General features: G+C 71.6%; 19 protein-coding genes. 7 read left to right on the top strand and 12 right to left on the bottom strand.

What is annotated here, in order from left to right:
• The first annotated feature begins 150 nt into the window (after positions 1 to 150).
• The 3 genes from A3Q37_RS27410 (at position 151) to A3Q37_RS27400 (ending at position 3,408) form a co-directional block, all read left to right on the top strand.
• A complete protein-coding gene (locus A3Q37_RS27410; protein WP_065488290.1) occupies positions 151 to 1,851 on the top strand; it encodes a sensor histidine kinase in 1,701 nt (566 codons plus the stop codon).
• A complete protein-coding gene (locus tag A3Q37_RS27405) occupies positions 1,848 to 2,522 on the top strand; it encodes a response regulator (protein ID WP_065488289.1) in 675 nt (224 codons plus the stop codon). The genes A3Q37_RS27410 and A3Q37_RS27405 overlap by 4 nt, the downstream gene beginning before the upstream one ends.
• Positions 2,523 to 2,703: 181 nt before the next feature.
• On the top strand, positions 2,704 to 3,408 hold the full coding sequence (locus A3Q37_RS27400) for a helix-turn-helix transcriptional regulator (protein ID WP_176711520.1): 705 nt from the start codon (positions 2,704 to 2,706) through the stop codon (positions 3,406 to 3,408).
• 49 nt (positions 3,409 to 3,457) lie between these two features.
• Here the strand turns inward: A3Q37_RS27400 and A3Q37_RS27395 are convergent, their stop codons facing one another.
• Positions 3,458 to 4,483: an ATP-dependent 6-phosphofructokinase gene (locus A3Q37_RS27395; RefSeq protein ID WP_065488288.1), complete on the bottom strand. Its 1,026-nt coding sequence runs from the start codon at positions 4,481 to 4,483 to the stop codon at positions 3,458 to 3,460.
• Positions 4,484 to 4,810: 327 nt separating this feature from the next.
• Between A3Q37_RS27395 and pta the strand changes: the two genes are divergently transcribed.
• The 3 genes from pta to pyk all read left to right on the top strand — a co-directional run bounded on the left by pta (position 4,811) and on the right by pyk (position 9,701).
• Positions 4,811 to 6,892 (top strand): phosphate acetyltransferase, encoded by a 2,082-nt coding sequence (pta, locus tag A3Q37_RS27390; protein ID WP_065488287.1) that lies wholly within the window; start codon positions 4,811 to 4,813, stop codon positions 6,890 to 6,892.
• Positions 6,893 to 6,954: 62 nt separating this feature from the next.
• Complete coding sequence (locus tag A3Q37_RS27385; RefSeq protein ID WP_079138011.1) at positions 6,955 to 8,196, top strand: acetate kinase; 1,242 nt, start codon at positions 6,955 to 6,957, stop codon at positions 8,194 to 8,196.
• Positions 8,197 to 8,270: 74 nt separating this feature from the next.
• Complete coding sequence (gene pyk / locus A3Q37_RS27380) at positions 8,271 to 9,701, top strand: pyruvate kinase (RefSeq protein ID WP_065488285.1); 1,431 nt, start codon at positions 8,271 to 8,273, stop codon at positions 9,699 to 9,701.
• Between the two features lie 107 nt (positions 9,702 to 9,808).
• Here pyk and A3Q37_RS27375 read toward each other — a convergent pair whose 3' ends face one another.
• From A3Q37_RS27375 to A3Q37_RS27360, 4 genes are all read right to left on the bottom strand, one after another.
• On the bottom strand, positions 9,809 to 11,143 hold the full coding sequence (locus tag A3Q37_RS27375) for a hypothetical protein (RefSeq protein WP_065488284.1): 1,335 nt from the start codon (positions 11,141 to 11,143) through the stop codon (positions 9,809 to 9,811).
• Positions 11,133 to 11,696, bottom strand: coding sequence for a DUF6114 domain-containing protein (locus A3Q37_RS27370; protein WP_065488283.1), 564 nt, complete (start codon positions 11,694 to 11,696; stop codon positions 11,133 to 11,135). Before A3Q37_RS27370 ends, A3Q37_RS27375 begins: the two co-directional genes overlap by 11 nt.
• A 96-nt stretch (positions 11,697 to 11,792) precedes the next feature.
• Positions 11,793 to 12,443, bottom strand: coding sequence for a DUF6230 family protein (locus tag A3Q37_RS27365; RefSeq protein ID WP_065488282.1), 651 nt, complete (start codon positions 12,441 to 12,443; stop codon positions 11,793 to 11,795).
• A gap of 673 nt (positions 12,444 to 13,116) precedes the next feature.
• Positions 13,117 to 14,088 carry a tetratricopeptide repeat protein gene (locus A3Q37_RS27360; RefSeq protein ID WP_079138010.1) on the bottom strand — a complete coding sequence of 324 codons (972 nt, stop codon included), beginning with the start codon at positions 14,086 to 14,088 and terminating at the stop codon, positions 13,117 to 13,119.
• Positions 14,089 to 14,472: 384 nt separating this feature from the next.
• On the opposite strand from A3Q37_RS27360, the gene A3Q37_RS27355 reads away from it, so the two are divergent.
• Positions 14,473 to 15,099, top strand: coding sequence for a TetR/AcrR family transcriptional regulator (locus A3Q37_RS27355; RefSeq protein ID WP_065488280.1), 627 nt, complete (start codon positions 14,473 to 14,475; stop codon positions 15,097 to 15,099).
• On the opposite strand, the gene A3Q37_RS27350 is transcribed toward A3Q37_RS27355, so the two are convergent.
• The 7 genes from A3Q37_RS27350 to A3Q37_RS27320 all read right to left on the bottom strand — a co-directional run bounded on the left by A3Q37_RS27350 (position 15,053) and on the right by A3Q37_RS27320 (position 21,971).
• The gene (locus A3Q37_RS27350) at positions 15,053 to 15,979 is read right to left on the bottom strand and encodes a sporulation-delaying protein SdpB family protein (RefSeq protein ID WP_065488304.1); all 927 of its coding nucleotides are present in this window, start codon (positions 15,977 to 15,979) and stop codon (positions 15,053 to 15,055) included. The genes A3Q37_RS27355 and A3Q37_RS27350 overlap by 47 nt on opposite strands.
• The gene (locus tag A3Q37_RS27345) at positions 15,976 to 16,572 is read right to left on the bottom strand and encodes an SdpA family antimicrobial peptide system protein (RefSeq protein ID WP_065488279.1); all 597 of its coding nucleotides are present in this window, start codon (positions 16,570 to 16,572) and stop codon (positions 15,976 to 15,978) included. The genes A3Q37_RS27350 and A3Q37_RS27345 overlap by 4 nt, the downstream gene beginning before the upstream one ends.
• A 146-nt stretch (positions 16,573 to 16,718) precedes the next feature.
• Positions 16,719 to 17,357: a hypothetical protein gene (locus tag A3Q37_RS27340; protein ID WP_141693615.1), complete on the bottom strand. Its 639-nt coding sequence runs from the start codon at positions 17,355 to 17,357 to the stop codon at positions 16,719 to 16,721.
• Positions 17,358 to 17,635: 278 nt separating this feature from the next.
• Complete coding sequence (locus A3Q37_RS27335) at positions 17,636 to 19,336, bottom strand: methylmalonyl-CoA mutase (RefSeq protein WP_065488277.1); 1,701 nt, start codon at positions 19,334 to 19,336, stop codon at positions 17,636 to 17,638.
• A 96-nt stretch (positions 19,337 to 19,432) separates the two neighbouring features.
• A complete protein-coding gene (locus tag A3Q37_RS27330; protein ID WP_030079230.1) occupies positions 19,433 to 19,759 on the bottom strand; it encodes a DUF3817 domain-containing protein in 327 nt (108 codons plus the stop codon).
• A gap of 85 nt (positions 19,760 to 19,844) precedes the next feature.
• The gene (locus tag A3Q37_RS27325; RefSeq protein ID WP_065488276.1) at positions 19,845 to 20,354 is read right to left on the bottom strand and encodes a MarR family winged helix-turn-helix transcriptional regulator; all 510 of its coding nucleotides are present in this window, start codon (positions 20,352 to 20,354) and stop codon (positions 19,845 to 19,847) included.
• 21 nt (positions 20,355 to 20,375) lie between these two features.
• A complete protein-coding gene (locus tag A3Q37_RS27320; protein WP_255311963.1) occupies positions 20,376 to 21,971 on the bottom strand; it encodes an MFS transporter in 1,596 nt (531 codons plus the stop codon).
• Between the last annotated feature and the right edge of the window lie 9 nt (positions 21,972 to 21,980).

Here is a 21,980-nt window from a genome sequence, read left to right as displayed (position 1 = left end):
CACATCGTGCGCCCCCGTCCCTGGGGGCTTCGGTGACTATCCACCGGCCTGTGACCCCGGTCACCCTTGCGTTCATATCGTTCACAGTCGCTTTCCGGCCAACCGGGAGAGCTCTGGGAGCCTCCGGCCGGGCGAGGCAGACTGTGGGGTATGCGTCTCCCCCGTACCCTCCCGCGCAGCCTGGCGGGCCAGCTCTTCGCCATGCAGGTCGTGCTCATCGCCGCCGTGGTGGCCGGGTGCGCCGTGTTCGCGTACGTCTCCGGCAGCGCGCAGGCCGAGGAGACGGCGGCCCGCCAGGTGCGGGTGGCGGCCCTCGCCGTGGCCGATTCCCCTTCCGTACGGGAGGCCATCCGTACCCCGGACCCGTCCGCCGTACTCCAGCCGTACGCGGAGCGGGTGCGCGAGGACACCGGGATCGCCTTCGTCACGATCATGGACACCGAGCGGGTGCGCTGGACGCATCCGGACACCGCCCAGATCGGGGACACCTTCCTCGGCAACACGGCGAAGGCCCTGCGCGGGCAGACCTTCACCGAGACGTACACCGGCACGCTGGGCCCCTCGATACGGGTGGTCACCCCGATCCGCGACGACGGGAAGATCGTCGGCCTGGTCAGCGCGGGCATCACCGTGGACCGGGTCTCCTCGCAGGTACGGGAGCAGCTCGGCGCCCTCGCGCTGGCGGCGGGCGGGGCGCTGGCGCTCGGCGGGTTCGGCACGTACGTGATCAACGCCCGGCTGCGGCGGCACACGCACGGGATGAACGCGGCCGAGCTGAGCCGGCTGCACGACTACCACCAGGCCACGCTGCACGCGGTGCGCGAGGGGCTGCTGATGCTGGACGGGCAGCGGCGGATCGCGCTGATCAACGACGCGGGGCGGGAGCTGCTGGGCCTGGAGCCGGACACGGAGGCGGTCGGCCGTACGGTCGCCGAGCTGGCGCTGCCCGCACCGCTGACCGGGGCGCTGCTGGCGTCGGAGTCGCGGGTGGACGAGCTGCACCTGACGGCGGACCGGGTGATCGTGGTCAACACCCGTCCGGTGGTGGGCGGTGAGCAGCGGGGCACGGTGGTGACCCTGCGGGACCACACCGAGCTCCAGGCGCTGACCGGGGAACTGGACTCCGAGCGCGGTTTCACGCAGGCGCTGCGTTCCCAGGCGCACGAGGCGGCGAACCGGCTGCACACCGTGGTGTCGCTGATCGAGCTGGGCCGGGTGGCGGAGGCGGTGGACTTCGCGACGGCGGAGCTGGAGCTGGCCCAGGTGCTGACCGACCGGGTGGTGGGGGCGGTGGAGGAGCCGGTGCTGGCCGCGCTGCTGCTCGGCAAGGCCGCCCAGGCCAACGAGCGGGGCGTGGAGCTGGTGCTCGCGGAGGACAGCCTGATCGACGACGGGGCGCTGCCGCCGTCGCTGGCCCAGCGGGATCTGGTGACGATCCTGGGCAATCTGATCGACAACGCGGTGGACGCCGCGTCGGAGGGTTCCGAGGACGCGGCGGAGTCCGGGGCGGCGGTGCCCGCGCCCCGGACGGCCGGGGGCCCGGCGGGGCGGGCCCGGGTGACGGTCACCGCGCTCGCGGACGAGCGGGAGCTGCTGCTGCGGGTCGCGGACACGGGGGCGGGCATCGGCCCGGAGGCGGCGGACGAGGTGTTCCGGCGGGGCTGGTCGACGCACGGGGCGGGGCGCGGTCTCGGCCTGGCGCTGGTGCGGCAGGCGGCGCACCGCAACGGGGGCACGGTGGAGCTGGACGCGGGTCCGGACGGCGGCGCGCGGTTCACCGTACGGCTGCCGCTCGGGGAGCGTACGGCCGAGTCGGCGGCGGGGGCCCGGGCGCAGGAGGTCACGGCGTGATCAGAGTGCTGGTGGTGGAGGACGATCCGGTGGCCGCCGACGCCCACCAGATGTACGTGGAGCGGGTGGAGGGTTTCACCGTGACCGCGGTGGCGCACACCCGGGCGGCGGCGGTGCGCGCGCTGGAGCGGACCCCGGTGGATCTGCTGCTGCTCGATCTCTATCTGCCCGACGGGCACGGGCTCGGGCTGCTGCGCTCGCTGCGCGCCGCCGGCCACGGGGCCGATGTGATCGCGGTGACCTCGGCCCGGGATCTGGCGGTGGTGCGGGAGGGGGTGTCGCTCGGCGTCGTGCAGTACGTGCTGAAGCCGTTCACGTACCCCACGCTGCGGGACCGGCTGGTGCGGTACGCGGAGTTCCGGGGCGTCGCCGGGGAGGCGAGCGGCCAGGAGGAGGTGGACCGGGCGCTGGGCGCGCTGCGGGTCGCGCATCCGGCCGCGCTGCCCAAGGGGCTCAGCGGACCGACGCTGGAAGGGGTGACCCGGGTACTGAAGGAGTCGCCGGAAGGGGTGACGGCGGCCGCCGCCGGGGAGCGTCTGGGCATCTCCCGGATCACGGCCCGGCGCTATCTGGAGCATCTGGTGACCGTCGGCAGCGCCGCGAGGCGTCCGCATTATGGGCAGGTCGGCCGACCGGAGTTGCACTACAGCTGGCTGGCCGCGGGGCGCTGACCGGTCGGGACGTTCCGGGTCGACAAGCGCTTTCCGGTCGGTTTCGCGGGCCTGAAGGGCATGAACGGGACCGGAAAAGAAAGCGCTGGTGGGGCGGGTTTCCCGTACCGCCCGCCCGGTTCCCGGCTGGAGGTTCCTACGAAGCGTGTTCTGTGCGGAACGTACCGTAGCCAGGGCGGAAATGGACTTCTACGGTGGGCCCGTGCACCCCACCCCGCCCTTCAACGCCCCCGCCGCGCGCCGTCTCCGCGAGGCACTGGGGATGGCTCCCGGCCATGTCGCCTACGGGCTCGCCGCCCAGTACGGACTCCGGATCAGCGCAGAGACGGTCGTCGCCTGGGAGCGCGGCATCGCGACCCCCGGGGAGCGCGAGCTGACCGCCCTCGCCGGCGTCCTGTGGTGTGCGCCCGGAGAGCTGCTGGCCGCCGCGGCCACCCTGCGCGAGCACCGGCTGACCCGGGACCTGACCGTGGACGAGCTGGCCCGGCAGCTGGGGATGACCGGCGCCTCGTATCTGCGGATGGAGGAGTCGGGGCGCTGGCGGGGCAACGAGAAGCAGTCGGCGGCGCTGTGCCGGGCGCTGGGTCTGACGGCGGCGCAGTTCCTGACGGCGACGGGCCGCGACGGGGAGCTGGCGGAGCTGCTGGGCAGCGCGGTCACCACACGCTGGCAGGCGTACGTCCGGCCGGTGGCCAAGATCGTGCCGCTGGACCGGGCGCTGATCCAGGACGTGCTGGAGCAACTGCACACCGACTACCAGGCCCTGATGGTCTCGACGCTGAGCTGGAGCAGCACCGGCCAGGAGCGTTCCGGGTCGACGGGCGACGCGGGCCGGGCGTTCCTGGCCCGGGTGGTGGAGCAGTTCTGGCGGACCGCCGGGGTATGACTCCGCACGGGCCGCCCGTGCGGCCCGTGCGGTTCGAAGCGACCGGGGCCTAGAAGACCGACTCGGCCTCGTCCATCCGGTCGGTGGGCACCCGCTTCAGCTGGGTGACGGCCTCGGCGAGCGGGACCATGGCGATGTCGGTCCCGCGCAGGGCGGTCATCCGGCCGAACTCGCCCCGGTGCACGGCCTCCACGGCGTGCCAGCCGAAGCGGGTGGCGAGCACCCGGTCGTACGCGGTCGGCGTGCCGCCACGCTGGACATGGCCGAGAATGACCGGCCGGGCCTCCTTGCCGAGCCGGGTCTCCAGCTCGATGGCGAGGCGGTTGCCGATGCCCTGGAAGCGCTCGTGGCCGTACTGGTCGATCTCGCCCTTGGCGTACGGCATGGAGCCCTCGGCCGGGTGCGCGCCCTCGGCGACGCAGATGACGGCGAACTTCTTGCCGCGCGCGAACCGTTCCTCGACCATCTTGACCAGGTCGTCGACCTGGAAGGGCCGCTCGGGCAGGCAGATGCCGTGGGCGCCGCCGGCCATTCCGGACTCCAGCGCGATCCAGCCGGCGTGCCGGCCCATGACCTCGACGACCATCACGCGCTGGTGGGACTCGGCGGTGGTCTTCAGACGGTCTATGGCCTCGGTCGCGACGCCCACCGCCGTGTCGAACCCGAACGTGCGGTCGGTGGAGGAGATGTCGTTGTCGATGGTCTTCGGGACGCCGACGACCGGCATCCCGGCGTCGGCGAGCATGCGGGCCGCGGTGAGCGTGCCCTCGCCGCCGATCGGGATGAGCGCGTCGATGCCGTAACGGCGGGCCAGCTCCTCGCAGTTCTCGGCGGCCTCGCGCAGCCGGTCGCGCTCCAGGCGGGCCGAGCCGAGGATGGTGCCGCCGCGGGCGAGGATGCCGCTGACCGCGTTGAGGTCGAGGGGGCGGAAGTGGCCGTCGAGCAGCCCCTTGAAGCCGTCCTCGAAGCCGATGACCTCGTCGCCGTGGCCGACGACGGCCCGGTGGACGACCGACCGGATCACTGCGTTCAGGCCGGGGCAGTCGCCGCCCGCGGTGAGAATGCCGATGCGCATCGAGGTATGTCTCCTGCTCGCTAGTCGCGCTTTTCCAGGAGGGCGCCTGCCGCGACCTCCCTGCCCTGAACCGCGACGATTGTCCCACGCCCGGCACGGACCCCGCGCTTTCGGCCGGGCCGGGCGGGCCGCTCCCGGGCAGGGGAATCCGGAGGTCCCGCGCCCCCCGGAACCTCCGGCGGGCGATATAGCGGCCCCCACAGGTATCGTCAAGAGGCAATGCAGGCCAATGCCGCACCCGGCGGAACACCGGGCGGGCACGGGGGCAGCACCGCACGTCCGGACGCCCCGCGGGTCGCGGCACCGAACATGGACGGGAGAGCACGCGTGGCGCGGAGCGTGTACGTGACCGGGATCGAGCGGGGGGACGGCCGGCAGGTCGTCGAGCTGGGAGTCATGGAGCTTCTGACGCGTCAGGTGGACCGGGTCGGGGTCTTCCGCCCGCTGGTCCACGACGGGCCCGACCGGCTCTACGAGCTGCTGCGGGCCCGCTACCGGCTCTCCCAGAGCCCGGCCACCGTCTACGGCCTGGACTACCACGAGGCCTCCGCCGTGCAGGCGGAGAAGGGCACCGGCGAGCTGGTCTCGCGGCTCGTCGAGCGGTTCCACCGGGTGGCCAGGGAGTACGAGGCGGTCCTCGTCCTGGGCAGCGACTTCGCGGCCACCCAGCTCCCCGACGAGCTGGCGCTGAACGCCCGGCTGGCCAACGAGTTCGGGGCCTCCGTGATCGCGGTGGTCGGCGGCAAGGGGCAGGCGGCGGAGTCCGTGCGGGCCGAGACCCGTAACGCCTACCGCGCCTACGCGGGCCTCGGCTGCGACGTACTGGCCATGGTGGTGAACCGGGTCGCCGCCGAGGACCGCGCGGCGATAGAGGAGCGGCTGGCGGCCCGGCTGCCGGTCCCCGTCTCCGTCCTGCCGGACGATCCGGCGCTCTCGGCGCCGACCGTCGCCCAGATCACCGCGGCGCTGGGCGGCACGGTGCTGCTCGGCGACGACTCGGGTCTCGCGCGCGACGCGCTGGACTTCGTCTTCGGCGGGGCGATGCTGCCGAACCTGCTGAACGCGCTGACGCCCGGCTGCATGGTGGTCACCCCCGGGGACCGCGCGGACCTGGTGGTGGGCTCGCTGGCCGCGCACAGCGCGGGCACCCCGCCCATCGCGGGCGTGCTGCTGACGCTGGACGAGCGGCCCGGCGAGGAGATACTCACGCTGGCCGCCCGGCTCGCACCGGGGACCCCGGTCGTGTCGGTGGCCGGCGGATCCTTCCCCACCGCCGCCGAACTCTTCACCCTCGAAGGCAAGTTGAACGCGGCGACCCCGCGCAAGGCGGAGACCGCCCTCGGTCTGTTCGAGCGTCATGTGGACACCGCGGCGCTGCTCGACCGGATCTCGGTGGCCCGCAGCGCCCGGGTCACGCCGATGATGTTCGAGCACGAGCTGCTGGAGCAGGCCCGCTCCGACCGCAAGCGCGTGGTGCTGCCGGAGGGCACCGAGGAGCGGGTGCTGCGCGCCGCCGATGTGCTGCTGCGCCGGGACGTCTGCGACCTCACGCTCCTCGGCGATGTGGACGTGATCCGCAAGAAGGCCGCCGACCTCGGCATCGACCTGGCGGAGACCCAGCTGATCGACCCGCAGACCTCGGAGCTGCGGCAGACCTTCGCCGAGCGGTACGCGCAGCTGCGCGCGCACCGCGGGGTGACGGTGGAGCTGGCGTACGACGTGGTGGTGGACGTGAACTACTTCGGCACGCTGATGGTGCAGGAGGGGCTGGCCGACGGGATGGTGTCCGGGTCGGTGCACTCCACAGCGGCCACGATCCGCCCGGCGTTCGAGATCATCAAGACGAAGCCGGACGCCTCGATCGTGTCGTCCGTCTTCTTCATGTGCCTGGCCGACAAGGTCCTCGTGTACGGCGACTGCGCGGTCAATCCGGACCCGAACGCCGAGCAGCTCGCGGACATCGCGGTGCAGTCGGCGGTGACGGCGGCCCGCTTCGGCGTGGAGCCGCGCGTGGCGATGCTGTCGTACTCCACCGGGACCTCGGGCTCCGGCGCGGACGTGGACAAGGTACGGGAGGCGACCGAGCGGGTGCGGGCGGAGCGGCCCGAGCTGCGGGTGGAGGGGCCGATCCAGTACGACGCGGCGGTCGAGCCGTCCGTCGCGGCGACGAAGCTGCCGGACTCCGAGGTGGCCGGCCAGGCGACCGTGCTGATCTTCCCGGACCTGAACACCGGCAACAACACCTACAAGGCCGTGCAGCGCTCGGCCGGCGCGGTGGCGGTCGGCCCGGTGCTCCAGGGGCTGCGCAAGCCCGTCAACGACCTCTCGCGCGGCGCGCTCGTCCAGGACATCGTCAACACGGTGGCGATCACGGCGATCCAGGCGCAGAGCGAGGAGCGCCCCGCATGACCCCGACCGCTCCTTCCGGCCCCTCCCTCGATTCCCCCGATCACGAAAGCACGGCAGCCCCTGTGGAACCGCACCGCGTCCTCGTCCTCAACTCCGGCTCCTCGTCGGTGAAGTACCAGCTGCTCGACATGCGCGACCGCTCGCGGCTCGCCTCGGGCCTGGTCGAGCGGATCGGCGAGGAGACCTCACGGCTGGTGCACACTCCGCTGGCAGGCGGCGGCGCGGAGCCCCGGGAGCGTACGGGCCGGATCGCGGACCACGACGAGGCGCTGAAGGCGGCGGCCGAGGAGCTGGCGGCGGACGGGCTCGGCCTGGACTCCCCCGAACTGGCCGCGATCGGGCACCGGGTGGTGCACGGCGGGCTGCGGTTCAGCGCGCCGACGGTCATCACCGACGAGGTGCTGAAGGAGATCGAGCGGCTCGTCCCGGTCGCCCCGCTGCACAACCCGGCGAACATCACCGGCATCCGTACGGCCCAGGCCCTGCGGCCGGATCTGCCGCAGGTGGCGGTGTTCGACACGGCGTTCCACACGACGATGCCGGAGGCGGCCGCGCGGTACGCGATCGACGTGGAGACCGCCGACGCGCACCGGATCCGCCGCTACGGCTTCCACGGCACCTCGCACGCGTACGTCTCGCGGAAGACGGCCGAGCTGCTGGGGAAGACCCCCGAGGAGGTGAACGTCATCGTGCTGCACCTGGGCAACGGGGCGTCGGCCTCGGCGGTCGCGGGCGGGCGGTGCGTGGAGACCTCGATGGGGCTGACGCCTTTGGAAGGGCTCGTGATGGGTACGCGCTCCGGGGACATCGATCCGGCGGTCACCTTCCATCTGATGCGGGTGGCGGGGATGTCGGCCGACGAGATCGACGTCCTGCTGAACAAGAAGAGCGGTCTTGTGGGCCTGTGCGGCGACAACGACATGCGGGTGATCCGCCGCCGGATCGACGAGGGCGACGAGCGGGCGGCGCTGGCCTTCGACATCTACATCCACCGCCTGAAGAAGTACATCGGCGCCTACACGGCGGTGCTCGGGCGGGTGGACGCGGTGGCGTTCACGGCGGGGGTCGGGGAGAACGCGGCCCCGGTGCGGGAAGCTGCCATCGCGGGCCTGGAGGAGCTGGGCATGGCGGTGGACGCCTCGCTCAACTCCGTACGGTCCGGTGAGCCGCGGCTGATCTCGCCGGAGTACGCCCGGGTGGCGGTCGCCGTGGTGCCGACGGACGAGGAGCTGGAGATCGCCGAGCAGACGTTCGCACTGGTCAGCCGGGGTGACGCCGTCAGCCCGGTGCACAGCGACAACTGAGCACCCCCGCGCCCCTTTGTATCTTCCACCAGACGGAATATTCCGTAGCGAAACAAACCGATAGGATCCGCCTCATGCGCCGTTCCAAAATCGTCTGCACCCTCGGTCCCGCCGTCGACTCCCATGAGCAGCTCGTCGCTCTGATCGAGGCCGGCATGAGCGTGGCCCGTTTCAACTTCAGTCACGGCACCCACGAGGAACACCAGGGCCGTTACGACCGTGTCCGCAAGGCGGCCGCCGAGACCGGCCGCGCGGTGGGCGTACTCGCCGACCTCCAGGGCCCCAAGATCCGGCTGGCGAAGTTCGCCGAGGGCCCGGTCGAGCTGGTCCGCGGGGACGAGTTCACCATCACCTCCGAGGACGTCCCCGGCGACAAGTCGATCTGCGGCACGACCTACAAGGGTCTGCCCGGCGACGTCGTCAAGGGCGACCCGATCCTGATCAACGACGGAAACGTCGAGCTGAAGGTCGTCGCGGTCGAGGGCCCCCGGGTGAGGACCATCGTCATCGAGGGCGGTGTCATCTCCGACCACAAGGGCATCAACCTGCCCGGTGCGGCGGTCAACGTGCCGGCCCTGTCGGAGAAGGACGTCGAGGACCTGCGCTTCGCCCTGCGGATGGGCTGCGACCTGGTCGCCCTCTCCTTCGTCCGGGACGCGAACGACGTCAAGGACGTGCACAAGGTGATGGACGAGGAGGGCCGCCGGGTCCCCGTCATCGCCAAGGTGGAGAAGCCGCAGGCGGTCGAGCACATGGAGGGCGTCGTCGCGGCGTTCGACGGTGTGATGGTGGCCCGCGGTGACCTGGCCGTCGAATACCCGCTGGAGAAGGTCCCGATGGTGCAGAAGCGCCTGGTGGAGCTGTGCCGGCGCAACGCCAAGCCCGTGATCGTGGCGACCCAGATGATGGAGTCGATGATCACCAACTCGCGGCCGACCCGCGCCGAGGCGTCCGACGTCGCCAACGCGATCCTGGACGGCGCGGACGCGGTCATGCTGTCCGCCGAGTCCTCGGTGGGCGCGTACCCGATCGAGACGGTCAAGACGATGTCGAAGATCGTCTGCGCCGCCGAGGAGGAGCTGCTCTCCAAGGGCCTCCAGCCGCTGGTCAAGGGCAAGAAGCCCCGTACGCAGGGCGGTTCGGTGGCCCGTGCCGCCTGCGAGATCGCGGACTTCCTCGACGGCAAGGCCCTGGTCGCCTTCACCCAGTCCGGCGACACCGCCCGCCGTCTCTCGCGCTATCGCACGGCCCAGCCGATCCTGGCCTTCACCACGGACGAGAACACCCGCAACCAGCTCGCCCTGAGCTGGGGCGTCGAGTCGTACGTCGTCCCGCACGTGAACAACACCGACGCGATGGTGGACCTGGTCGACGCGGAGCTGCTGAAGCTGAACCGCTACAGCGACGGCGACACGATGGTCATCACCGCCGGCTCGCCCCCCGGCATCCCCGGCACCACCAACATGGTCCGGGTGCACCACCTGGGCGGCGGCGAGCGGAACTGACCCGCACCCCGCACCACAACGCCGTGGGCCGTACTCCTGGTGAGGAGTACGGCCCACGGCGTTGTGCGGCTCCCGGACGGGTTTCGGGGAGGCGGGCGGGGCTGCTGTCAGCCGTTGCCGCCCTCCAGGTAGTTCTTCAGTCCGGGAACGGTGAGCGTGCCGCCGAACTGGCCGGCCTGCTTGACCGTGACGTTGGTGAACACGGCGATGGGGACGTTCAGCGGCGGCGGGGTCTGCGGGCTGAAGGTGACCGGGATGAGGCCGAAGAGATTGCCCTTCAGCTCCTCCGTGTACATCGTCACCTCGCCGTTGCGGATCGTCGACGTCGAGCCGGGACGGGACTTCACATGGCCCGTCGTGCCCGCCGGACCGACGGTCAGCTGGTGCAGGTCCTTGATGTCGATGGAGCTGGCGGTGAACTTCAGCACCTTCTTGATGCTGCCGTCCGCCTTCTTCACCTCGACGATGCCGTGGTAGTCCAGGCCCCTGAGGGTGAGCCGCGTCGACTCCAGGGTCCAGGGATCGGACGGCAGCAGCGGGATGCCGGGCTCCAGTTCGGCCGCGGCGAGCGCGTCCGGGTCGGCCTCGGGGCACGGGAAGCGGGGCTTCGCGCCGTCGGGGATGTCCTCGTCCTTCTTGGGGTCGAGTCCCTTGACGTCCTCGTCGAGTTCCTCGACGTCCCGGCCGGCCTTCTGGGCCGCCTCGCGGATGGCCTCGGCCGTCTTGCCGGCCGTCTCCTTCGCCTGGTCGGCGGCGCCCTCGGCCGGGTCCTTCGGCTGCTCCTTCGCCGTGTCCTTCGGCTTCTCGGACGCCTTGGGGGCCTCGGTGGTGGGGCTCGGGGACGGGCTCGCCGACTCCTCGTCCTTCTTGTCCTCGTCCTTGTTCCTGTCCGGGTCGAAGAGGTCCTTGAGGGCGTCGCCGAGGCCGAGCGGGTCGAGGGGGTTCTTCGACTTGGTGGGCGTCGGGGTCGCGGACGGCTTCTCCTCCGCGGACTGCGCCGACGTGTCCGCATCCGCGGCGGGCTTCTCGTCCGCCGCCGGGTCCTTGGCCGCACCGGTCGCGGAACCGCTCGCCGAGGGCTTCGGGGTCGCCGCGTCGCCCTTGGCGGGCTTCTCGTCCTTCTTCTCGTCCTTCGCCGTCGCCGACGGGGACGGGGTGGCCTCGGGCGACTCGGACTCGCTCGGCTCGTCGGACCGGGTGACGCAGGGTCCGGGCGCGAACGGGTTCTCGATGCGGTCCTCGGCCAGGGCCAGCTTGGGCGTGAGGCCCATGCCCACGAAGACGGCCGTCGGCATCGCCGCGAGCGCCAGCGCCTTCTTGCCGCTGGGCAGGTGGAGCTTGGTCAGCAGCGACTTCCGGGGGGCCGCGTGGCGGGGACCCTTGCGCTCGGGGAGTCCGTCGCCGAGGCGGGCGTCCGCCCGCTGTCCGTCGTCACCCAGCACGATGCCTCCCGCCCTCGGCGTCGGCCGCCGCGTCGAACTCGGCGCCCTGCTGCTGCGGTACGGCCGCCGCACCCTGGAGCTCGCCCTCGGGGCGCTCCTCGTACGGCTGCTCGCCCGACGGGGCGGCCTTCTCGGCCTGCGTCTCCTCGTCCTCCGGCCGGCCCGGCGCCCAGGAAACGGACAGGGCTCCGCCGATGAGCGCGAAGAGGAACCCGATGAGGAAGCCGCCGATGTTGGCCACGGGTATGGAGATCAGCGCGAGCAGGATGGCCGCGATACCGGCGAAGACCCGCACGATGTGGTGGAACCACATGGTCAGGCCCAGCGTGATCAGCAGTACGCCGATGATCAGGGACCCGGCGCCGGCGGTGGTGGACATCGTCAGCGTCATGTTGCCGAGGTGCAGATCGGCGTAAGGGAAATAGGCGATGGGTGCACCGCCGAGGATGGTGAACAGACCCGCCCAGAACGGCCGGTCACCCCGCCAGGCGCGGAAGCGTCGCCGGGCGACGCGAAGGTAGTGCTCGTTCTGCCCTGTGGACTCGGGGCTCATGGAAAACAGCTCCCTGGAACCGGTACTGCCGTGAAGGAGAAGGGGTGGGCGGCCGGAAAGCCCCGCCGAGGGGCGTTCCGGCCACCCGGGCGAGTGCTAGAAGCACTCCTTGACGCCCGTGTGCAGCCTCAGCTTCAGATCGCTGAGCTTGAAGGTGCCGGCGGTGGTCGCCCACGCCGTCTGCTTCACGTTGGTCAGCGTCGCCTTGTCGGCGCGCTGCGCGAAGCCTTCCTCCTTCGCCTGGGTGCCGGGCTGGATGCCGATGCTCCCGGGCTTGTTCGGCTTCTTCAGCGAACCGGCCGCGACGCCGATGTCGATGTTCTCGAACTCGGCGTCGGCGTCGAGCTGCGCGACGTCCAGGTAGAGGTTGGTCGCCTTGACCGGCTTCTTCGGGTTCGTACCGGCGTTCAGCATGAGGCTGACGTTGCCGATGAAGGGAACCTTCGGCGTGACCACCGACTGGCACATGTTGGTGATCGTGGCGTCGCTGAAGCCCGACACCGCGACCGCGTGCGCCGCTTCCTTGCCCTCAAGGTCCTTGCCGACGGCGACGCTGCCGTACTGGACGAAGTTCTCGCCCTCCAGCTTGTCGGTGCTGACCTTGAAGCTCTGGCCGGAAACGCTGAACGAAGCCGCCAGCGCACCCTGGGCCAGGCCTATGCCCACCGCGGCCGTCGCGGCGACGCTCGGCACCATGACCAGAGCGAACCGCTTCCATCTCGTCCCACCGCGAACCTGGGAACCCATACTTGCTCCTTCTTCTCGGACGTACATCTCAGGCCGGGCATCGTGCCCGTCCTGGGATGGGAGAAGTGCTACGTCCTCGGGAAGGAGAGCGCCCGTATCGGAGACGTGTCCCGCATCCGATCCACCGGCGTTCACCCCCGAGCGACAACCACTGGCCGCGCTTTCCGCACGGCCGGTCGGACAGGCCCCGCCCGTGAGCGGGAACCCCCCTGTCCGCGGTCGGCGCCTCTGCCGCCGACCCACCCGGTGGGGACCCAACAGACCCTCGGACACCGGCTGGAGACCGGGCTGAAGGCATTGGACCGAGCGTGGCCGATCGTGGTGCATTCACGGCCCCGGCACAAGGGGGATCGTTACTGGCTAGTAACGGCCCGATAACCACAGGACGACAGGGCGGCATCGGGCGACGACGCAGGGTGGCACGAAAGGGACATCGGAATAGCGGGAAACATCCTGGAAACAGGACAGAACAGCCCGCCCGGTTTACTGCGAGTAACAGCTTGCATCTTTGTCAAGATTTGGTAAAGCGAAGGCGTGCGGAGCCGTTCTTCGGCGCCGGAACGGCAAAACGGCCGCGCCGCCCGGTGGGCGGTGCGGCCGTCTTGTCACTTCGGCACAATCGGGCTCGTCCGGAGCGGACGGCGGGCCGGGGCGGTGCCCGGCCGGTGTTCCGTCAGAACAGAACGCGGGCCAGCGCGGTGCGTGCGGCGGTGACCCGGGGGTCCTCCGGACCGATCACCTCGAACAGCTCCAGCAGCCGCAGCCGGGCGGTGTTCCGGTCGTCGCCGGCCGTGCGGCGGACGGCCTCGACGAGCCGGCCGAAGGCGTCCTCCACATGACCGCCGACCAGGTCGAGATCGGCGGCGGCGATCTGGGCGCCCACATCGCCCGGGTTGTCCGCGGCCGCCTTGCGGACCGCCTGCGGGTCCATGCCCTGGACCCGGCCGAGCAGCTCCGCCTGGGCGAGGCCGAGCTTGGCCTCCGGGTTGCCCGGGTCGTCCACGAGGACGTTCTTGTACGCCTGGATCGCGCCGGGGAAGTCATTGGCGTCGAGCGCGGACGCGGCGGCCTCCAGCAGTGCGTCGTACGGACCGGCCGGCGCCTCGGCCGGGGCCGCGCCCGGCGCCCCGGCGTCCGGGTCGACGGCGATCCCGGTGAGGCCGAAGCGCTCCTCGCCGACCTGGATCAGCTGGTCCAGCGTCTCGCGGATCTGGGCCTCGGGGGCGGCGCCCTGGAAGAGCGGGAGGGCCTGGCCGGCGACGACGGCGAAGACGGCCGGAATGCCCTGGATGCCGAACTGCTGCATCAGCATCTGGTTGGCGTCGACATCGACCTTGGCCAGCAGGAAGCGGCCGTTGTACTCGACGGCCAGGCGCTCCAGCAGGGGGCCCAGCTGCTTGCACGGCTCGCACCACTCGGCCCAGAAGTCGATGACGACGGGGACCTCGGCGGAGCGCTGGAGGACATCGCGCTCGAAACCGGCTTCATCGACGTCGATCACCAGGGCGGCGGGCGACACGGCGCCGGCGCCCCCGGTGCGGGCGGCCTCCGCGCGGGCCTGCTCCGCCTTGGCCTTGGCCTCTCCGGCCGCCTTGACGGCGGCGAGGTCGACAACGCCGCTCATGGACATGTTCCTAGGCTGCATACGTACATCCTCCCCCGAGAGCGCGCCGTTTTCGAAAAGCGGGCGCGAGAACCGGCCCGGCCCGGGGCCCTCGCCGGCATGCGAGGGCGGACGGACCGGATCGGCGGTGGGCCTCTGAAAGACCCGGGTGGACCTGCCGGATCCCCATCCGGGCCGGTCCGTGCGGCTCCGGGTCCCCACCCGGCGCCTGGGGCCTTCGTGAAGGCCCCGGTGGCTGTCGCTCATGCGTTCCGTGGCGTCCGGGGCGATCCTGGCCGCCTTCCTTACGCTACGACCCGTAGCGTAACTGCCGATCGGCCCGCCGGAACAGGTGAGCCCGGTGATCTGTCTCACGGGCCCCGGGCCACAACCGTTCTCCCTACCGACCGGTATGGTCGCCGCATCATGAGCGACACCGACCCCAAAGCCACCCGAACAGGACGTCCGCGCAGCGTCGCGGCCGATGCCGCGATCCTTGAGGCGACGCGGGCGTCCCTGGTCGATCTCGGCTGGTCGAAGCTGACGATGAGCGATGTGGCGACCCGGGCCGGGGTCGCCAAGACGACGCTCTACCGGCGCTGGGCGGGCAAGAACGAGCTGGTCGTGGACGCGGTCGCGGTCCTCTTCGACGAGCTGGAGCTGCCCGACCGGGGCAGCCTGGCCGCCGATGTGCAGGGCGTGGTGCTCCAGTTCGCCGCGCTGCTGGAGCGGCCGGAGGCCCGTACGGCGCTGATGGCGGTGGTCGCCGAGTCCACCCGGGACGACTCGCTGCGCCGGCGGATCCGCTCGGCCATCGTGGACCGGCAGAAGCGGCTGGTGCTGCTGGGCCGGGAGCGCGCCCAGGCCCGCGGCGAACTGCGGTACGAGGACGACGCGTCGGCCGCGGCCCGCAACGCGGACCTGATCTTCGACGTGATCGCCGGGGCGGTGGTGCACCGGGCCCTGGTGAGCGCGGAGCCGGTGGACGCCGAGTGGGCGAACGGCTTCACCTCACTGCTGCTGCTGGGGCTGGCCGGCGCTCAGGCTGGGTGAGACCCTGCGCGCGGGGCCCGGGCCCGGCGCGCAGGTGCGCGCCCAGCGGGAGGCAGAGGAGGACGAGCCCCGCCCACATGGCGAAGGCGAAGCTCCACAGCCCCATCATCAGCGCGATGGAGAAGTGGAAGACGAAGCCGGCCACCAGCAGGTACAGGCGGTAGCGCCGCGGCAGCAGAAGGGCCAGGGCCAGGCCCAGTTCGATGAACAGGGGCACCCAGGTCAGTGCCGCGACCCCCAGAGGCTGCCGGACGACGAGGTCCACCACCGGTTGGAGCCACCCGGGAGCGCCGAAAGCGAGGTTGTTGGTCCAATACCACATCGCGGTTCCGTCCGCCCACTCCGTGTGGGGAAGCTTCGCGACGCAGGCCTGGAAGTACAGGAACGACATCTGCAACTGGGCCATGAACAGGGCGGAGCAGCAGGCGAAGGCCGTGACCTGCGAGCGTACCGAGCCTGTCCGCTCCTCCGGCGGATCGTCCCAGTGCCAGCGCCGGGGATCACCGAGGGCCGCGAGGGCGAGGAGGACGGCGAGGTTGCACGCGATCTGATCGCCGCCGTCCGGGATGGCGATATTGGCCCAGACGCTGTAGGTGATCCACAGGTGCGGCAGCGCCGTCCACCTGGGCCGCCAGCCGGACGCGACGACGAGCAGGACCGCCACGCACACCAGGCGCGCCACGTCCAACCGCTGCTCCGGAACGTGGCAGAACAGGCCGACCGACCGCAGGCCGTCGCAGCCCACGATGTCGTCGCGGCCCGCGGACGGGCGGAAGAGTGTGTCGGAACCGCTCCACAGAAGGGTGCCCGACGTGGCAAGGGCCAGCAGAGTGCGTGCCAGTCCGTAGACGTTGGTCCACGGCGACGGGAAGGACCTCATCCGCACTTCACCTCCAGGACCCGCACGCTCTCCGGCGTGTGGGTGTCCGCGTAGAAGTCGCGCCAGGCGTACGGAACGGGCAGCTGGTCGACCAGCGCGACGCGGCCGCACAGGGTGGGCGACGGAGACGGGTTGCCGACCGGGGTGATGTCCGCGCTCGCGCGGTCGAGACAGTCCGTCAGCGCCCGGCGTTCACATGCGAAGGGTTTGGTGTCCTGGACCTGGTAGAACAGCAGGCCGATCTCCAGGCCCTGGGCTCGCGACTCCCTGTTGAAGCCGTACTCGGCGTGCCGGCCCGACCGCAGGCCGCGCCAGGCGCCGTCGACCAGGCCGTAGGGGTCCATGTCCGTCTCCCTCGGGGACTTGGTGAAGAACGCCCACCCTTGGGGGACCACGGTCCGCGTCGTGGATTCCACCGAGCGCTGTCCCGGCAACTTCACCGCGTTGTCCGGCAGTTGTGTCTGCACCACATACAGGAGGAGCACCGCCCACACAGCGGTGACTCCTGCCGCCAGGGACCGCGGGACGCGACGGGTACGGGGCGGGGAGACCGACAGCCGGGCCCACCGGCGGCCGCTCGCTGGCCAGTTCATACGAGGTCTTCCTTCGCTCGTTGCTCGACGCGGTCACCGTTCTTCCCCGGCACCGGGGTGCCGGGGAAGAACGGTGCGGGACGGCTGACGTGTCGGTCCGGCGGGGTGTCCGGGCCGAGGGACCGGCTCCGGACACCCCGCCGCCGTCAGGCGTCCTTCAGAAGCGTCGTCAGGAGGGCGATGCTCTCCTCCGCCGACAGCATCGGCCGCTGCTCCATCCAGAAGTGCTGGACGTCCCACGCCACCTCGGCGTTGTAGACGGCGACGACGTTGCCGACCACCGCGACGTTCACCGCGACGACGACGGCGACACACGCCCCGGTGCTGCCGTCCCCGCTCTTCTCGATGACCTTGACGTGGTTCTTGAGAAGCGCCGAGGTGTGGTCCAGTGCCGCTTCGACCCGTCGGGGGTCGCCGCTGCGGAGGTCGGCGGAGAGCCCGGCGAAGAAGCCCGGCTCGCTCTTCTCCATGATGTCCATCAGCTTGCCGACCGCGGCCACGGACTTGGCGCTGCGGTTCTCCTTGAGTATCTCCTTCGAACTCCGGTAGTAGCCGCCCGCGATGAGGCTGTCGGCCACCCGCCCCTGGGTGAAGACCAGGCCGCCGAACAGGGCGCGGCCGTCCTCCGCCGCCGATGCGGCCTTCTCGACCGTCACGGCGGCCGGCGGGGCCGTCTGTGCCGCGGACGCGTGAGCGGTGCCGACGACACCGGCCCCCAGCGCGACGGCCGCCGCGAGGGCGGTGGCGATCACCTTCGGTGAGAACTGCACAGGAATGCCTCCCATTTCTGTTCCGTGCCCACCGCCGCACCGTCCCGCGACCAGGTCCGAGAGCACTGGACCGGCGTGGCTCCGCGTCGAGCGGACGTCAGGCGGAAGACGGCGGGTGAGCGACCATGGAGGCAACCAAAGCAGCCGGTCGGAGACCGGGATACCCACCAGAAAAGGGGGTACCCCGCACGCCCCGCCCTCCGTACGCTCCCGGCAGCCGGACTCGACCGCCGCGCACGACGAAGCGCCCGACCGGGAGACCCCGGCCGGGCGCTTGTTCTCCTGAGCCGACGTCAGAAGCCCGGCGGCTCCGTGTAGACGCCCCACTCGTCGCGCAGCACCCCGCAGATCTCGCCGAGCGTGGCCTCGGCCCGTACGGCGTCGAGCATCGGCGCGATCATGTTCGAGCCGTCACGGGCGGCGGCGAGCATCGCGTCGAGGGCCGCGGTGACCTTGGCGTCGTCGCGGGCGGCCTTGCGGTCGGCGAGCTGGCTGACCTGGTCGCGCTCGACCTCGTGGCTGACCCGCAGGATCTCCAGGTCGCCGGTGACCGAGCCGTGGTGGACGTTGACCCCGACGACCCGCTTGTCGCCCTTCTCCAGGGCCCGCTGGTACTGGAACGCGGACTCGGCGATCTCGCCGGTGAACCAGCCGTCCTCGATGCCGCGCAGGATGCCGGAGGTCATCGGCCCGATGGGGTGCTGCCCGTCGGGGTGGGCCCAGGTGCCGCGCTCCCTGATCTGGTCGAAGATCTTCTCCGCCTCGGCCTCGATCCGGTCGGTCAGCTGCTCGACGTACCAGGAGCCGCCCAGCGGGTCGGCCACATGGGCGACGCCGGTCTCCTCCATCAGCACCTGCTGGGTGCGCAGGGCGATCTCGGCGGCCTGCTCGGAGGGGAGCGCCAGGGTCTCGTCGAGGGCGTTGGTGTGCAGCGAGTTCGTGCCGCCGAGGACGGCGGAGAGGGCTTCGACGGCCGTCCGTACGACGTTGTTGTACGGCTGCTGCGCGGTGAGCGAGACCCCGGCGGTCTGGGTGTGGAAGCGCAGCCACTGGGCCTTGTCGGTCTTGGCGCCGTACGTCTCCTTCATCCAGCGGGCCCAGATGCGGCGGGCGGCGCGGAACTTCGCGATCTCCTCGAAGAAGTCGAGGTGCGCGTCGAAGAAGAAGGAGAGGCCGGGGGCGAAGGTGTCGACGTCCAGGCCGCGCGAGAGGCCCAGCTCCACATAGCCGAAGCCGTCGGCCAGCGTGTACGCCAGCTCCTGCGCGGCCGTGGCCCCGGCCTCGCGGATGTGGTAGCCGGAGACGGAGAGCGGCTTGTAGGCGGGGATGGAGGCGGCGCAGTGCTCCATCAGGTCGCCGATGAGGCGCAGATGGGGCTCGGGCTGGAACAGCCACTCCTTCTGCGCGATGTACTCCTTGAAGATGTCGGTCTGGAGCGTGCCGTTGAGCACGCCCGGGTCGACGCCCTGGCGCTCGGCGGCGACCAGGTACATGCAGAAGACGGGGACGGCCGGGCCGCTGATCGTCATGGAGGTGGTGACGTCGCCGAGGGGGATGTCGCCGAAGAGGATCTCCATGTCGGCGGCGGAGTCGATGGCGACCCCGCAGTGGCCGACCTCGCCGAGCGAGCGCGGGTCGTCGGAGTCGCGGCCCATCAGCGTCGGCATGTCGAAGGCGACGCTGAGGCCGCCGCCGCCCGCCGCGAGGATCATCTTGTAGCGCTCGTTGGTCTGCTGTGCGTTGCCGAAGCCGGCGAACTGGCGGATCGTCCACGTCCGGCCCCGGTAGCCGGTGGGGTGCAGTCCGCGGGTGAAGGGGTACTCCCCCGGCCAGCCGATCCGCTCGAACCCCTCGTACGTGTCGCCGGGGCGGGGCCCGTACGCGGGCTCGACCGGGTCCCCGGAGAGCGTGGTGAAGTCCGCGTCACGCTTGCGGGCCTTGTCGTAACGGGCCTGCCAGCGGAGGCGGCCTTCCTCGATCGCGTCAGCGTCCATACCCTCGAATTTACTAGGACGTCCTACTAAATGTCGATGACCAACCGCCCGGCGCTTTGCGCGCGGGGCGGTTCGGGTGATCCGGAAGCCCTGGCCTCAGGCCTTCGCGGGGGCCGGGGCCGGGTCGGTGACCAGGGCGCGGGCCTCGCGGCTGACCTTCGGTTCGACGAAGAACGAGGCGAAGGGGATGCAGCCGGCGGCCAGCACCCACAGGAGCTTGCCGAAGGGCCACTTCGCCTTGGAGCCGAGATCGAAGGCGAAGACGACGTAGACGATGAACAGCACGCCGTGAATCTGGGAGATCAGCATGGTGTCGCCGGTCTCGAAGCCGTACTTCGCGATGATCGCCGCGGTGAAGACGAGCAGCCAGACGGCGGTGACGTAGGCCATCACCCGGTAGCGGGTGAGCACGTTCTGTTTCATGCCATCGAGCGTAACCGGACGTCCGGGGCGATCTTCGCCCGGCCCCTCCGGCGGGACGGGCCCCACCCGCACGGGAAACCCGCGCTCACCCCTCCTCGAAGTCCTTGGCCGCCACCCGCAGCGGGCGCAGCATGGCGAAGATCTCGGCGCACTCCTCGGAGTCGTACACCCCGAGCCCGAAGTCGACCGCGACCAGGTCCCGGGTGGCCGCCTCGACGACGTCGCGGCCCTTGTCCGTGATGGAGGCGAGGGTTCCGCGGCCGTCGTTGGGGTTGGGCCGCTTGTCGACCAGGCCGGACTTCACCAGCCGGTCCACGGTGTTGGTGACCGAGGTGGGGTGCACCATCAGCCGCTCGCCGATCTTGGACATCGGCAGCTCCCCCGCCTTGGAGAAGGTGAGCAGCACCAGCGCCTCGTACCGGGCGAAGGTCAGCCCGTACGGCTTGACGACGGCGTCGACCTCGGCGAGCAGGATCTGCTGGGCCCGCATGATCGAGGTGATCGCCCCCATCGAGGGCACGGGTCCCCAGCGCTGCTGCCAGAGCTCGTCGGCGCGGGCGATGGGATCGAAGGGAAGGCTGAGCGGCTTCGGCACGGCATTGACCTTACCGACTGGTCATATGCCGGTCAGCCCCGTCTCGTTCTTCGGTACGGGGCGGCTGTCCGGGGCCGTCCGGCGGACTTCGGCGACGAGCAGGAGCGCGCAGACGGTACCGATGATTCCGGATCCGGCGACCACCTGGTGGACCGGGAAGAACTCGGCCGCGAGCCCCGCAAGCGCCATCCCAAGGCCCTGGACGGTCATCAGCCCGGCGGTGAGCAGGGTCATGGCCCGGCCGCGCAGTTCCTGGGGCACGGCGTCGACGAACCACTGGTCGAGCCCGATGACGTACGCCGCTCCCGCCCCGGCCAGCGCGAGGGCGGCCAGGGCGAGCGGCAGCCCGGGCCGGACCGCGTACACGAGCAGCGGCAGAAGGCCGACGGCGGCGACCGGCAGGACGATCCGGGAGCGGTTACGGGGGCTGAGCGCGGATCCGACGAACAGTTCGGCCCCGATGTGCCCGACGGCCATCGCGCACAGCAGCAGCCCGAGCGCGGCGGGCGAGGCCCCGATCGCGTCGGCGTACGGGGCGGCGAGCGCTTCGGGAGCCACGACGAACATCGCGGGCAGCCAGAACAGCAGCATCAGGGCGCGGATGCGGCGGTCGCCCAGGACGAGGCGGGCACCCGAGAGCGACTGCTTGAGGAGAGTCCCGCCCGCGCCGTCGCCGGTGGTGGAGCGGGCGGGGCGGTCGCGGGTGCCGAAGCGGAGGAGTGCGGCCGAGCAGAGGAAGGTCACGACGGTGACGGTGATCGCGCCGCGCGGGGACAGCACGGTGAGGAGCACCCCGCCGGCGCCGAACCCGATGAGCATCGCGCTCTGCGAGACGATCCGCAGGAGGGAGCGGCCCAGGACGTAGAGGTCGCCCTCGCCGAGGATGTCGGTGAGGGCGGCCATCCGGGTCCCGGTGAAGACGGGCGCGATCGCGGCGACCAGGCAGCGCAGCGCGAGGAGTCCGGCGACCGGGGTGGCGGGCACGAGCATCACGGCGACGCAGGCGGCACAGAGCAGATCGCAGACGACCAGGACGCGGCGAGCGGGGTAGCGGTCGGCGACCCCGGCGAAGAGCGTGCCGCCGACGATGTACGGGAGCAGCCCCAGGGCGAACGTCAGCGCGCTGAGCAGCGGGGAGCCGGTGAGGTCGTAGACGAGCACGGTGAGCGCGAGCTCGCTGACGACGACGCCGAGCAACGAGAGCAGATGCGCGGCGAAGACGGCCCGGAACTCGGCCACGGCGAAGACGGCGCGGTAGCCGCGCGGGGTGGCGGGGGCGGGGGTCGCTCCCGGTGCGGCGGGGGCCGGAGCGTGGGAGTCCCGGGGCCCGGGGGCGCCGGGGGCGGGAGCCGGTGTCGGTGCGGCGGGGGCCGGCGCGTCGGGGGCGGAGGTCGGGGCGTCGGAGATCTGGGCGGCGGAGGCCTGGAGCGCCGGGACGCCGGGGCCTGGGGCCAGGGCCGGTCCCCCTGCGGCCCCCGGCCGGGCGTCGGGGCCCCGGAGCGTGGGCCCGGGGCCCGGGTCACGGTGGGCACGCTCCGGGGCGGGAGCCGGGGCCTGCGCCGCCGGGGCGGGCGGGGTACGGGGTGTGTCCGCCGGGGCGGGGCTGTCGGTCGGCATGGGTCGAGA

Source organism: Streptomyces sp. PTY087I2 (assembly GCF_001687325.1).
Classification (GTDB): Bacteria; Actinomycetota; Actinomycetes; order Streptomycetales; family Streptomycetaceae; genus Streptomyces.
The sequence above is the reverse complement of the archived record's forward strand: the minus strand, read 5'-3'. Positions and strand labels throughout refer to the sequence as shown.

Coding starts and splice junctions, on each gene's coding strand:
- A3Q37_RS27400 (WP_176711520.1), top strand. CDS start 2,704: ATGGACTTCTACGGTGGGCCCGTGCACCCCACCCCGCCCTTCAACGCC.
- A3Q37_RS27395 (WP_065488288.1), bottom strand. CDS start 4,483: ATGCGCATCGGCATTCTCACCGCGGGCGGCGACTGCCCCGGCCTGAAC.
- A3Q37_RS27360 (WP_079138010.1), bottom strand. CDS start 14,088: ATGCAGCCTAGGAACATGTCCATGAGCGGCGTTGTCGACCTCGCCGCC.
- A3Q37_RS27410 (WP_065488290.1), top strand. CDS start 151: ATGCGTCTCCCCCGTACCCTCCCGCGCAGCCTGGCGGGCCAGCTCTTC.
- A3Q37_RS27340 (WP_141693615.1), bottom strand. CDS start 17,357: ATGGGAGGCATTCCTGTGCAGTTCTCACCGAAGGTGATCGCCACCGCC.
- A3Q37_RS27350 (WP_065488304.1), bottom strand. CDS start 15,979: ATGAGGTCCTTCCCGTCGCCGTGGACCAACGTCTACGGACTGGCACGC.
- A3Q37_RS27355 (WP_065488280.1), top strand. CDS start 14,473: ATGAGCGACACCGACCCCAAAGCCACCCGAACAGGACGTCCGCGCAGC.
- A3Q37_RS27320 (WP_255311963.1), bottom strand. CDS start 21,971: ATGCCGACCGACAGCCCCGCCCCGGCGGACACACCCCGTACCCCGCCC.
- A3Q37_RS27330 (WP_030079230.1), bottom strand. CDS start 19,759: ATGAAACAGAACGTGCTCACCCGCTACCGGGTGATGGCCTACGTCACC.
- A3Q37_RS27370 (WP_065488283.1), bottom strand. CDS start 11,696: ATGAGCCCCGAGTCCACAGGGCAGAACGAGCACTACCTTCGCGTCGCC.
- A3Q37_RS27345 (WP_065488279.1), bottom strand. CDS start 16,572: ATGAACTGGCCAGCGAGCGGCCGCCGGTGGGCCCGGCTGTCGGTCTCC.
- pyk (WP_065488285.1), top strand. CDS start 8,271: ATGCGCCGTTCCAAAATCGTCTGCACCCTCGGTCCCGCCGTCGACTCC.
- A3Q37_RS27335 (WP_065488277.1), bottom strand. CDS start 19,336: ATGGACGCTGACGCGATCGAGGAAGGCCGCCTCCGCTGGCAGGCCCGT.
- A3Q37_RS27365 (WP_065488282.1), bottom strand. CDS start 12,443: ATGGGTTCCCAGGTTCGCGGTGGGACGAGATGGAAGCGGTTCGCTCTG.